The sequence below is a fragment of the Actinoplanes sp. NPDC021490 genome (assembly GCF_055562135.1).
In genome coordinates this window covers 1-11,943 of record NZ_JBVHFW010000037.1, presented here as the reverse complement: position 1 = coordinate 11,943, position 11,943 = coordinate 1, and the positions used below count along the sequence as shown (strand labels likewise).

The following is an 11,943-nucleotide window of genomic DNA, read 5'->3' as shown; positions in this document are numbered from 1 at the left end:
TCTTCGCCACCGTCGAAGTATCCATGGCGGCCTCGCTCATCACGGTCATCAGGTGTCTCCTTGATTAGGAGTTACACCGTTTTTCTTACAGACCCGTTGGAACTACTGACATCTGGTTTGGTTCGCGAGTTTGGGCGCGAGATGTCGCTGAGTTTCGGCACCACCGAGATCTCACCCATTTCGATGTTCGCGAGTTTGGGCTCCACCCCGAGCGGGACACGTTCAGGCGCCGTCGGTCGGCCCTATCGTTCACGCAGGGTGACGGGTGGCTGAGACTGGGCACGCCTTGTCTGCGGCAAATGAGTGCATCGCGACGGGTGCTCGCCGGCGTTGAAGAACCGCTGCTACCACCCTCTGTCAGGACGAAAGCCGGAGTCGTTGGTTCGATTCTCAAAATCGGACGGTCTTGTGGGTGAGAGGTCTGTTATGGCGAGGACCGCTGCCGAGGGCCAAGACATCCGCGGTGGTGTCGTGCACGCTTGACAGATGGAATCCACTTCGCCGGAGTTTCTTCATGGTGCCGCTGTGCTTGAGTCGGCGGCTAAGTTGCTTGCCTCCACGCGCCAGCCAGCCCGGCTTGCCATCTCATACATCGGCCGCTCGGGACCTGAGATCCTGCGGCTCAAGCCTGGGGACGTGATCGTGGTCAACGGAAGTCACAATGCCGTCAAAGCAGGTGCAACTCATCCGGGCGCAGTGGCGACATGGCTTTCCGCAGGTGTCCGAGTTGTCAATCACGAACGGCTTCACGCCAAAGTGATCGTCGTGGGCAGGACGGCGATCGTCGGGTCGGCGAACGTTTCGCAGCGAGCGGCTGGCGGGATGATTGCCGAAGCTGCGTTGAAGACCACCGACCCGCGCGCCGTAGCAAACGCTCGAGCGTTTGTTGAAAGTTTGATCAAGCTCGGGGGCGAAGACATCGATCAAGACTGGATCGAGGAGGCTTTCAGGCACTTCCCGAAAGCGGGGGTCGTTCCAGCCTGGTCCGAGACGGAGCCGTCACGGACCGGGCCGTTCCGGCTCTGGCTCGGCTGGTGGAATGAAGAGACCGACTGGACCTATCGCGATGAAGAAGCCTACGACGAAGCGGTCACCGAAGTGCCTGCAGCATTTCGACCCCGCGCCCGGTACACACCGATCGGCATGATCGAGGAGCCCGCCGAAGATGGAAGGTTCCGCACGGGCGACCGAATCATCATGCTCGGCCGCCGCGACGCGCGACTCGTCGACTTCAGGAGCATTCGAGCCGTTCCTGGCAGTCGGCAGCGCCGGCTGATGGCCTTGTACCGCCGCGACCATCAGCATCCGCGCGTCACTAACGCTAAGGTTCGGACAGCCCTTGAACGGTTGAACTCCGCTATGCCTACCACCGAAGGAGAGGCAGGAGTTTGGCTCACTGATCCCCAAAAGCGCAGAGCCGTGCTCGCACTCTGGGGTGTCGATGATCCTGGTGCTCCCTGACAAGCGCCGTTGCTTCAACCTCCTCCTACCGTCGAACACCCGCCGTGCGCTGTACCCGCAACCGCCAGCCGGCTCCTCCGTCCTGCAGCGAGTAGCAGCCTGGCCCTGGACCGACCCGGCTACCGTGCCCCTATTCGCGGCAGAAGAGGACGTCGATGCCCCCCTCCTAACGCATGGCCGAGTTTGAGGTGTGGATGCGGATAAGGAAACCGGCGAAGTGTCGATCGCCCAAGTCGTCATTCCACTTCTTAGCCGTCACGACGGACGTCATGAGCCCGGATCCGGCGACCGGCTCGGGCTCGAAGCGGCAGTGCAACGTGGCCACCGAGATCACGGTGCCCTCAGTCAGCGGAGCGTCCGGATCGCCGTGATGGTCCTCGATCGCATCGACGGCCGCGGCGACGCCGTCGTGGAGTACGCTGTCGAGCCACGCCAACTCGGCAGAATTCGGATGCCGTAACTGCCACGACACCTCCGAGCCCTCCCGGAAAGGCGCGCCACAGCACTCCATCTGCCAGCTGGCCATCCATACGCAGAGCTGCACCGCAGAAGTCTGCCAGACGCGGCCGACGCCTGGGGCGGGGCCGCCGTGAGCGCCAGATCGCGGCAGAAGAGCAATGCCCGCTGGATGAAACTCGGCGCCTGCGCAGTGCATTGGCTGGCGTCGTCGGGGGAAGCGAAAACACTCCAGGGACCGCCGAGGGGCCGCGCCCGAAGGCCATTTCACCGCCTTGAGCGTCAGTGGCTGTACAACTTCATCGCTGTGTCAGTGTCCGTCGTCGACGCCAGGCGAAGTACGCGCCCAGGGCCACGTATAGCGATGCGAACCCAGCGGCCGCGGTCCTTTGGTGCTGCGGGGCATGTCCGAAGACCATCGCTGCGACGAGCAGAGCGGAGTAGCCGCTAAGAACTGCGGCGATGGCAGTGTCGGAGCCAGCCCATCGGGAGGCTGTATCTCCTGCACCTCGACGCGCTTGCGTGGTCAGTTCCCATACCAGAACGGACGTGGCCGCGGTCGTCAGGAGGAACCTCGGAACCGTCAACCAGGAGTCGGACACGTCCTTGAAGAGATCAGCACCCCAACCCGCGGCCAACAAGCCAAAGATCACGACCCGGGAGACCCGGCCCTCTACTTGTGGGGCACTGGTCGCCGTAGAGCTCACGCCGTATCCCAACCTGCGTAGGGCCACAACGCTGCCTCGTTGCGGATGATCAAGCTCAGTGAAACACGGCAGCCCGACCTCTGGTACGGACGAAAGGTCAGATAGGTCGAGCTTTCTGACGTGGGATATCCGTGTGGAGGCAGTAACTCTGGCGCCGTCGAAGGACAGCACACCACCGAATGCCAGCGGTACGTATACGCCATTCTTTTCGAGTGGTGTCGCACGCCAATCGGCACGCACTCACATCGGCAGATCCGCGCAGCGGCATCCAGATCGCTTCATGATTACTTGCACGCACAGTGAACGCGCTCGGGGAGTCACCGTTGGCATCCCCGGCAATCAAGATCCACAAATGGTGCCGGTTCTCACGAACATCTCGGTCCGCGGCGCCGGCAGCGTGGTGCCGAAAGTCGCGAACATCTGGTGCCCAATCTCGGCGAACGAAGCCAGACTTCGGTAACCGGGCGCGGCAATCGCCGTGTCGGCGTGCCTTCGGCACTCGGCTGCGAGGCCGGCCGGCCGGTTTGCCGCGGATCGGCTCGCTCACCTGCAGCAACGGCTCGATCCGAGCCCCAAGGTCGTCTTCGACCGACAATGGCAGCGGGCCCGCGCTTTCCTTATGTCACCGACAACAGCCGGCCCCAAGACCAAGGCATACCGATTTGCCGTATTGGCAGGGAGCCCTTAGGAGCGGCCGCACGGCGATCATGCGGGACGGGAGAAGGCCGGAACCGTCGTAACGGCTCCGGCCCCCATCCCCGGGTGCAAGCTCAGCCGATGTGGAAGTTCTCGCCGTAGACGGCGAAGTCCAGCGGCCTGTTCAGGTCGAAGTTGCCGTTGTTGAGGAAGCGCCGCTGTGCGGTGTCCACCCTGGACGTGTCCGAGTGGGCCTCCTCCTTCTTCATCTCGATCACGCGCTCGTCGAGGAACGCGTTGAGCCACACCCGCTCGTCGCCGCCCTGCGCCGGCGGCTTGGCCCGCTTCAGCGCCTGGCTGCGGATCGCGCGCATGCCCTCGTAGCCGTGCATCACAGCAGCGTCGTAATAAGCGAACTGCCCGAGAGCCCGTACGCCGTCGGTCTTGCCGTCACGTACCGAAGGGTTGAAGTAGACGCGGTCGCGCTCGGCCTCCTGCGCGGCCTGGAAGCGTGAGTCGGCCGCGGCCGTCCGCCAGTCCGCCGGGAAGTTCGGGTCGAGCCCCGCGTGCGAGTCCGTCCCATTCACGTTGCGCAGCGCCGGAAGGTACTTGGCCAGCACGTTTCCGGGCACGGCGCTGGTGTACGCCTGCACGAGCTCGAGCATGTCGCCCGTGCCCGAGCAGAAGCCGATGATGCCGGCCGTGTAGCCGCGTCCGTCCCGGATGTCCTCGATGTAGCGGAACTGGGCCCGCCAGTCCAGCGACGAGTTCTCGGCCGCGGACACGAGCTGCATCGCGGCGTCCTTCTTAGCCAGATTGTCCAAGTTGGTTCCCGAGGGTGCGGTGGTGGTCGGCGGGGTGGTCGGCGTCGACCCGCCGGGCACGGTCCAGGCCTGGTTGGCCGTGCTGGAGCACGTCCAGATCTGCAGACGGGTGGCGTTGGCCGAGGTTCCGCCGGTGACATCCAGGCACTTACCGCTGCCCGAGTTGACCAGACTTCCGCCCGACACCGACCACTTCTGCGCACCGGAGTTGTTGCAGTCGTACAGCTGGACCTTGGCGCCGTTGGCCGTCGACGCGGCCGCCACGTCGAGGCATTTGCCGAGGGCGCGGATGCTGCCGTCGGTGTTGCCGACGGTCCACCGCTGGGCCGCCGTGCTGTTGCAATCGTAGATCTGAACGGCGGTGCCGTTGGCCGAGCCGGCCCCTGCGACGTCGACACACTTGCCACCCAGGCCTTTGATGGGCCCGGCGGTGGCGGCACTGGCCGGGAGCAGCCCATAGATCAGGGCGGCTCCGGGGACGGCCAGGGCGACGGCGGCGTAAAGGGCTCTCCTTGCGCGTTTCATGGCGCTCCTCGAAGAGGGGGATTCGTGGGGGTTGGCGCGCGCGACGAGGTGAGACGCTACAACTGTTAAAAAGGTTTATCAATAGGTGTCGATAGCCTGCTCTAGGCTGGCGGCCGGACCCTTGACACCCGCTGACGGTCGGCCTACCGTCCGGGCTAACTGTTAGTCAGTTTGCCAATCAGTCGCCTCGCTCCCGGGAGCCGCAGTGACCCGTCTGGCCGGTTCGTCCAAATTGCTGCGTGCGATGAATGAGAGCGCGGCGCTGGCCCACCTGCTGGATCCCGGCATGCTCACGCGGGCCGATCTGCGCAAGCTGACGGCCCTCTCGACTCCGACGATCTCCGAGGTGCTGCGCCGGCTCACCGACGCGGGCCTGGTCAACGTCGTCGGCCACAACAGCGGCCGCCCGGGACCGAACGCGGAGATCTACAACGCCAACCCCGACGCGGCGTACGCGGCGGCGGTCTCGGTGCGGGACATCGGTCCGAGCGGCGCCCCATCGGTGGTCGCCGCGCTCTGCGACCTCACCGGCACGGTCCGCGGGCGCGTCGAGTCCCGCATCGACTTCCTCACCACCGACCCGCTGACCGCCCTGGCCGACGTCGTGGCCCGGCTGCGCGACGAGGCCGGCGTCCCGGCCGAGCGCATCCGTCATGTGCAGTTCGGCGTGGCCGGCTCGTACGACCCGCACACCGAGACGATCCGGCACGTCGACGTGCCGGGCTTCGGGCGTACGGGACTGGTGCCTCAACTGGCGGCAGCGCTCGGCACGGCCGTCGGCGTCGACAACGACGTCAACCTGGCCGCGGTGGCCGAACGGCGGCGTGGCGTGGGCCGCGATGCCGAGGGTTTCGCGTTGCTGTGGCTGGGCGAGGAGGGCCTCGGTCTGGCCATCGACTTGGCCGGCACGCTGCTGCGCGGCGCGCGCGGCGGCGCCGGCGAGATCGGCTACATGCCGCTCTACTCACCCGATTCGTCGCACCGCAAGCTCGACCTGCAGGACCTCTTCGGCGGCGCGGCGATCCTCGAGTTGGCCCGGGACAACGGCGTTCCGGGTCGCACCCCCGCCGAGGCCGTACGGGCCGCGGCCGCCGACCCCGGTCCGGGCGGCGACTTCCTGATCGCGCTGGCCGATCGCATCGTGATCGGCCTGGCCGCGGTGATCGCCGTGCTCGACCCGTACCTGGTGGTGCTGGCCGGCCCGATCGCCCAGGCCGGCGGTGACCGGCTGCTGTCCGCGGTGAATTTCGCCGTACGCCGGGCCGCCCCGCTCGAGAGCACGATCGCCGTCACCTCGATCGACGACGACTCCGTGCTGCTCGGTGCCCTCGACGCCGGTCTCACCGCCGTCCACGACTCGCTCATCGCCTCGATCCGCGACTCCTGACGTCCTCGTTCCACCCCGCTTCTTCTCCACCCATCCCGTTTTATCCAGCTATTTCACTCCTCCCCTTTGAGAGGCCACAGTGAACAAACGGCTTCCGCGCGCCCTTTTTGCCCTCGGAACAGCGGCTTTGCTGGCGGCGGCGTGCACCCCCGCCCCCAAGGAAAACAAGATCGCCGACCCCGGTACGGAGGTGGCCGGCACCGTCGAGCTCTGGCACTTCTTCACCGAGCGTGAGGCCGACGCGATCGATCAGGTGGTGAAGGACTTCGAGGCCGATCATCCGAAGATCAAGGTGACCATCAAGCCGGGTCAGGACGACTCCAAGGTGACCCAGGCGATCGGCGCCGGCAACGGTCCCGACGTCGGGCTGTCCTACTCGACCGACATCGTCGGCAAGTTCTGCTCGTCGGGCGCGTGGGTCGACCTCAAGCAGTATATCGATCGCGACAAAGTGGACCTGAGCCAGCTCAACGCGACGACCCGGTCCTACACGGAGTTCCAGGGCAAGCGGTGCGCGATGCCGTTCCTGGCCGACGCGTACGGCATGTTCTACAACAAGGACCTGCTGGCCAAGGCCGGGCTGAGCACACCGCCCAAGACCCTTGACGAGCTGACCACGTACGCGAAAAAGCTGACCGTGAAGAACGCGGACGGCTCGCTCAAGACCGTCGGGTTCCTGCCGCTCTACGACTTCTACGAGAACGCGGCCTCGCACCTCGCCCCGGCCGTCGGCGCCAAGTGGCTGACCGACGACGGCAAGTCCGCGGTCGGCGCCGACCCGGGCTGGAAGACGCTGATGACCTGGCAGAAGGAACTCGTCGACTGGTACGGCTACGAGAACCTGACCAAGTTCCGGGCGAGCCTGGGCGACGAGTACAGCGCCGACAACGCCTTCCAGAAGGGCCAGGTCGCGATCAACATCGACGCCGAGTACCGCCTGGCGTTCGTCAAGGACCAGACCCCCGGCCTCAAGTACGGGGTGGCGCCGATCCCGACCAGCGACCCGGCTCGCTACGGCGGCGGCTACGTGACCGGCAACATCGTCGGGATCAGCAAGAACGCCAAGAATCCCGAGGCCGCGTGGGAGCTGATCAAATATCTGACCACGAACGACAAGGCCGTCGTCAAGCTGTCCGGGCTGCTCAAGAACATCCCGACCACGGCCGCGTCGATCGCCGACCCGGGCCTCAACTCGGACGCCGACTTCAAGACGTTCATCGACATCTTCAACAACCCGAACTCGTCGACGACCCCGCCGTCCGCGTCGGGACCGGCGTACCAGGAGACCTTCGGTCAGTTCCTCAACAGCTACCAGGCCGGCAAGGTCAAGAACCTCGACGCGGGCCTGGCCGACGCCGACAAGCAGATCAACAGCGTCATGAACCTGGGCGGCTGACATGACCGCCAAACCTTTGGGCGTACGGGTGCGAAGGGGCGCGACGACCCTCTCGTTCCTGGCGCCCGCGCTGATCGGCATCGCGGTGTTCTTCCTGTACCCCCTGGGTTCGGCGGTCTACTTCTCGTTCACGAAGTTTGACCTGCTCTCGGTGCCCGAGTGGGTCGGCCTGGACAACTACCGGCGGATGGCCGACGACCCGTTCCTGCTGCAGTCCATCCGCAACACGCTCTGGATGGTGGTGGTCTTCGTTCCCGTACGCATCATCGGGGCGATCGGCCTTTCGATGCTGCTGACCCAGCTCAAGCGGGGCGCCGGGTTCTTCCGGACGCTGTTCTATCTGCCCGCGCTGGTTCCGCCGGTGGCCGCCACCATCGCGTTCGTCTATCTGCTCAAGCCGGGCACCGGTCCGGTCAACCACTTCCTCGAGTCGATCGGCATCCAGGGCCCGCTCTGGTTCAACTCGCCCGCCTGGGCCAAGCCGTCGCTCGTGCTGCTCGGGCTGTGGGCGATCGGCGACCTGATGGTCATCTTCCTGGCCGCCGTCCTGGGCGTGCCGGCCAGCCTGTACGAGGCCGCGGAGCTGGACGGCGCGAACGCCTGGCAGCGCTTCCGGTCGATCACCCTGCCGACGATCCAGCCGGTGGTCCTGTTCGCCGCGGTCACCGGCGTGATCTACACGTTGCAGTACTTCGACCAGGCCGCGGTGGCCGGCTCGATCGCCAGCGGGCAGGCCACCGTGGGCGGCGGCGTCTCGTCCAACTTCGGCTTCCCCGAAGGCTCGACGTTCACCTATCCACTCTGGCTCTACACCGTCGGCTTCCGCTACAGCGCCCTCGGCTACGCCAACGCGCTGGCCATCGGCCTGTTCGTGGTCGCGCTGGGCGTGACCCTGATCCTGCTGCGGCGGGCCAAGGCCTTCACCGGGGAGGAATTGTGACCGCCGTCCTCGAGGCGCCCGTGGTGGCGCAGGTTCCGCCGCCCGATCGCCGGATCAAGCGGCAACGCCGGCTGGCCTGGATCGCCCGGCACAGCATCGCGATCGCGATCGGCGTCATGTTCCTGACCCCCGTCGTCTATCTGGTGCTGCTCTCGCTGATGACCAGCGACCAGGCGCTGACCAGCGACTACTGGCCGAACTCGTGGCACCCGGAGAACTACGTCCGGGTCTTCGAGGTCACGCCGCTGCCGCACTACTTGCTCAACACGGTCATCTACGCGGTGTCGTCGACGGTGCTGGTGCTGCTGTCCAGCGTTCCCGCCGCGTACGCGCTGGCGAAGTTGAAGTTCCGCGGACGCAACGGGCTGTTCCTGCTGGTGATCTGCGTGATGATGCTCCCGCCGCAGGTCGTCACCGTGCCGCTCTATCTGATGTGGGCGCGCTACGGCCTGACCGGGTCGCTGGCGCCGCTGATCATTCCGGCGCTGTTCGGCGACGCGTTCTGCATCTTCCTGCTGCGCCAGTTCCTGCTCACAATCCCCACCGAATATCTGGACGCGGCCCGGGTCGACGGCTGCGGCGAGTGGCGCACGCTGCTGCGGGTCGTGCTGCCGATGGCCCGTCCCGGCATCGCCGCGGCCGGACTGTTCCAGTTCTTCTACTGCTGGAACGACTATTACGGCCCGCTGCTCTACACCAGCGAGAACGAGAGCGCCTGGACGCTGTCGCTCGGCCTCGCGTCGTTCCACAGTGTCCACCACGTCGACTGGAATCTGGTCACGGCGGCCACCGTGCTGGCCATGGCCCCGCTCATCGTCATCTTCTTCTTCGCGCAACGTGCCTTCGTCCAGGGCATCACACTGACGGGATTCAAGGGTTGAAAATCGCGGTAATCGGCGGCGGGTCCACCTATACGCCGGAGTTGGTCGACGGTTTCGCCCGGCTCGGCCCGATGGTCACCGAGCTGGTCCTGATCGACCCGGCGGCCGAGCGGCTCGAGGTGGTGGGCGCGTTCTCCGCCCGCATCCTCCAGCACTACGGCCACCCGGCCAAGATCTGGTGGACCACCGACCTCGACGCGGGCGTGACCGACGCCGACGTGGCGCTGATCCAGCTCCGCGTCGGCGGCCAGCAGGCCCGCATCAACGATGAGACCTTCCCGCTCGACTGCGGCTGCGTCGGCCAGGAGACCACGGGCGCCGGGGGCCTGGCCAAGGCCTTGCGTACGGTCCCCGTCGTGCTCGATGTGGCCGCGCGCATCCGCGAGCGGGCCCGGCCCGGGGCGTGGATCATCGACTTCACCAACCCGGTCGGCATCGTCACGCGCGCGCTGCTCGACGCCGGCCACCGGGCGGTCGGCCTGTGCAACGTGGCCATCGGCTTCCAGCGGCGGTTCGCCGGGCACCTCGGCGTGGACCCGTCGCAGGTGGTGCTCGAACACGTCGGCCTCAACCACCTGACGTGGGAGCGGGCCGCCTATGTGGACGGTGTCGACCGGCTGCCCGAACTGCTCTCCTCGCACCTGGATTCGATCGCGGCCGAGGTCGACCTGGCGCCCGAGGTGCTGCGGTCGCTGGGGAACGTGCCGTCCTACTACCTGTCCTACTTTTATGCCCACGACCGGCACGTACGGGAATCTCTCGGTGTTCCGACCCGCGGCGCCCGGGTGGCCGCCCTCGAAGCCGAACTGCTCGAGATGTACCGGGACGTGTCACTGGTCGAGAAGCCGGCGCTGCTGCAGGAACGCGGCGGCGCCTACTACTCCGAGGCGGCGGTGGGTCTGATCGCCTCGTTGCACGGGTTCGACTCGTCCTCCGTGCACTCGGTCAACGTACGCAATGACGGTCTTCTGAAGTTCCTGCCGTCCGACGCCGTCATCGAGGTGTCGGCGCGGGCCGGTGCCGACGGCCCGTCCCCTCTGCCGACCTCCCCTCTGCCACCCGATCTGGCCGGGCTCATCGGTCACGTCTCAGGTTACGAGGAGTACGCGCTGGACGCGGCCCTGCGGGGCGGCCGGGAGCGGGTCTATCGCGCGCTGCTCGCCCACCCGCTGGTCGGGCAGCACGAGATCGCCGACGACCTCACGGACCGGCTCATCGCCAGCGGCCGGTCGCATCTCGCGTGGGCCCGATGAGAGCGCTCTATCTGGCGGTGGACGGCGGCAACTCGAAAACCGACGTGGTGCTCGGCACGGCGTCGGGCGAGGTGCTCGGCTACGTCCGCGGCGGCACGTCGTCCCCGCACAACATCGGCCTCGCCGGCACGGTCCGGGTGCTCGACCAGCTGATCCGGGCCGTGCACGCACAAGCCGGCCTCCCGTTCGGCCCACCGGTCGAGGTCATGGCCGCGTACCTGGCCGGCGCCGACCTGCCGATCGAGGTGACCCAGCTGCAGGAGGCGCTCTCGGCCCAGTCGTGGGCGCGCCGCACCATCGTCGACAACGACTGCTTCGCCCTGCTGCGCTCGGGCACCTCGATGCCCGACGCGATCACGGTCGTCTGCGGCGCCGGCAACAACTGCGTGGGCTGCGCCGCCGACGGCCGTACGGCCCGTTTCGTGGCCCTGGGCCCCATTTCCGGCGACTGGGGCGGCGGCCACGAACTCGCCGACCAGACCCTGCACCTGGCCGCCCGCGGCGAAGACGGCCGCGGCCACCCCACCGCCTTGAGCGCCGCCGTAGCCGCCCACTTCGGCCGGCCCACAGTCGAGGCCGTCTCCATAGCCCTGCACTTCGGCGACATCCCCCGCGACGAGATCCCGCCGCTGGCCCACTTGCTCTTCCGGGTAGCCACCGAAACCGCCGACGAGGTAGCGCTGGCCCTCCTCAAGCGCCAGGCCGACGAGATCCTGGGCCAGCACCGAGTCGCCGCCACCCGTCTAGGCCTGCTCAGCCACCCGCACGCCCTGGTCCTGGGCGGAAGCGTCCTGAGAGCCCAGCACCCCATCCTGCACAACCAGATCCTCACCGGCGCCCGCCGCCAGTCCCCCCAGGTCGAAATAGCCGTCCCCGAAGTCCCCCCGATCACAGGCGCGGCGCTGCTGGCCTTGGACGCGCTCTCCCCCAGCCACAACGCCGAGCCGCAGTTGCGTTCGAACTTGTCCGCCCTGACACCCCACGCTCCCAGCCTCCCGACCAGCCAGGAAGCCGCCTGACCCTCTTGTCTTGTCACCGGCCGGATGACACCCACCGATCGGCCGCGTGCTGGTCTGTGCCCCGCTCGACAGCGTGCCCATCGCTCGGTGGTCCGCCACTGTCATCGGACATGCAGCTCGCCAGGTCGCTAGCAGGGTCGTTCGCCGCCCGGATCTTTCCACCAATCCGAGCAGCTCGTTGCGTGTAGGCCGGTCGTCCGAAAGCCCGTCCACAGCCGGCGGCCCGGCGTCCCTCACAACAAATCCGCCCGTCAGCCCACCCCGCCAAGTTCCGCGGCGCCTACAACGCCATCCGCAAACTAGCCTCCGGTCAGCCGCAACCCACCCCGCCTGTCAGCCCACCCCGCCCTGTCAGCCCACCCCGCCCTGTCAGCCCACCCCGCCTGTCAGCCCACCCCGCCTGTCAGCCCACCCCAACCGTCAGCCCACCCCAACCGTCAGCCCACCCCAACCGTCAG

The 11,943-nt window shown here is 67.1% G+C and carries 9 protein-coding genes; 7 read left to right on the top strand and 2 right to left on the bottom strand.

Features of this window, described 5'->3' with window-relative positions:
• The first annotated feature begins 486 nt into the window (after positions 1 to 486).
• Positions 487 to 1,461: a phospholipase D-like domain-containing protein gene (locus ACZ3I4_RS47765; protein ID WP_465388837.1), complete on the top strand. Its 975-nt coding sequence runs from the start codon at positions 487 to 489 to the stop codon at positions 1,459 to 1,461.
• Positions 1,462 to 1,627: 166 nt separating this feature from the next.
• Here ACZ3I4_RS47765 and ACZ3I4_RS47760 read toward each other — a convergent pair whose 3' ends face one another.
• Positions 1,628 to 1,987 carry a DUF6578 domain-containing protein gene (locus ACZ3I4_RS47760; RefSeq protein ID WP_465388838.1) on the bottom strand — a complete coding sequence of 120 codons (360 nt, stop codon included), beginning with the start codon at positions 1,985 to 1,987 and terminating at the stop codon, positions 1,628 to 1,630.
• 1,407 nt (positions 1,988 to 3,394) lie between these two features.
• A complete protein-coding gene (locus tag ACZ3I4_RS47755; RefSeq protein ID WP_465388836.1) occupies positions 3,395 to 4,609 on the bottom strand; it encodes a lectin in 1,215 nt (404 codons plus the stop codon).
• A gap of 244 nt (positions 4,610 to 4,853) precedes the next feature.
• Here ACZ3I4_RS47755 and ACZ3I4_RS47750 point away from each other — a divergent pair, with 244 nt between their 5' ends.
• From ACZ3I4_RS47750 to ACZ3I4_RS47725, 6 genes are all read left to right on the top strand, one after another.
• Positions 4,854 to 5,996 (top strand): ROK family transcriptional regulator, encoded by a 1,143-nt coding sequence (locus ACZ3I4_RS47750; protein WP_465388835.1) that lies wholly within the window; start codon positions 4,854 to 4,856, stop codon positions 5,994 to 5,996.
• 79 nt (positions 5,997 to 6,075) lie between these two features.
• Complete coding sequence (locus tag ACZ3I4_RS47745) at positions 6,076 to 7,392, top strand: ABC transporter substrate-binding protein (RefSeq protein WP_465388834.1); 1,317 nt, start codon at positions 6,076 to 6,078, stop codon at positions 7,390 to 7,392.
• 1 nt (position 7,393) lies between these two features.
• Positions 7,394 to 8,332, top strand: coding sequence for a carbohydrate ABC transporter permease (locus ACZ3I4_RS47740; protein ID WP_465388833.1), 939 nt, complete (start codon positions 7,394 to 7,396; stop codon positions 8,330 to 8,332).
• Positions 8,329 to 9,213: a carbohydrate ABC transporter permease gene (locus ACZ3I4_RS47735; RefSeq protein ID WP_465388832.1), complete on the top strand. Its 885-nt coding sequence runs from the start codon at positions 8,329 to 8,331 to the stop codon at positions 9,211 to 9,213. The genes ACZ3I4_RS47740 and ACZ3I4_RS47735 overlap by 4 nt, the downstream gene beginning before the upstream one ends.
• Positions 9,210 to 10,466: a family 4 glycosyl hydrolase gene (locus tag ACZ3I4_RS47730; protein ID WP_465388831.1), complete on the top strand. Its 1,257-nt coding sequence runs from the start codon at positions 9,210 to 9,212 to the stop codon at positions 10,464 to 10,466. The genes ACZ3I4_RS47735 and ACZ3I4_RS47730 overlap by 4 nt, the downstream gene beginning before the upstream one ends.
• Entirely contained in the window at positions 10,463 to 11,485 is a 1,023-nt protein-coding gene (locus tag ACZ3I4_RS47725) for an N-acetylglucosamine kinase (RefSeq protein ID WP_465388830.1), read from the top strand. The genes ACZ3I4_RS47730 and ACZ3I4_RS47725 overlap by 4 nt, the downstream gene beginning before the upstream one ends.
• Positions 11,486 to 11,943 lie beyond the last annotated feature (458 nt).

Coding starts and splice junctions, on each gene's coding strand:
- ACZ3I4_RS47725 (WP_465388830.1), top strand. CDS start 10,463: ATGAGAGCGCTCTATCTGGCGGTGGACGGCGGCAACTCGAAAACCGAC.
- ACZ3I4_RS47755 (WP_465388836.1), bottom strand. CDS start 4,609: ATGAAACGCGCAAGGAGAGCCCTTTACGCCGCCGTCGCCCTGGCCGTC.
- ACZ3I4_RS47765 (WP_465388837.1), top strand. CDS start 487: ATGGAATCCACTTCGCCGGAGTTTCTTCATGGTGCCGCTGTGCTTGAG.
- ACZ3I4_RS47750 (WP_465388835.1), top strand. CDS start 4,854: ATGAATGAGAGCGCGGCGCTGGCCCACCTGCTGGATCCCGGCATGCTC.
- ACZ3I4_RS47760 (WP_465388838.1), bottom strand. CDS start 1,987: ATGGCCAGCTGGCAGATGGAGTGCTGTGGCGCGCCTTTCCGGGAGGGC.
- ACZ3I4_RS47740 (WP_465388833.1), top strand. CDS start 7,394: ATGACCGCCAAACCTTTGGGCGTACGGGTGCGAAGGGGCGCGACGACC.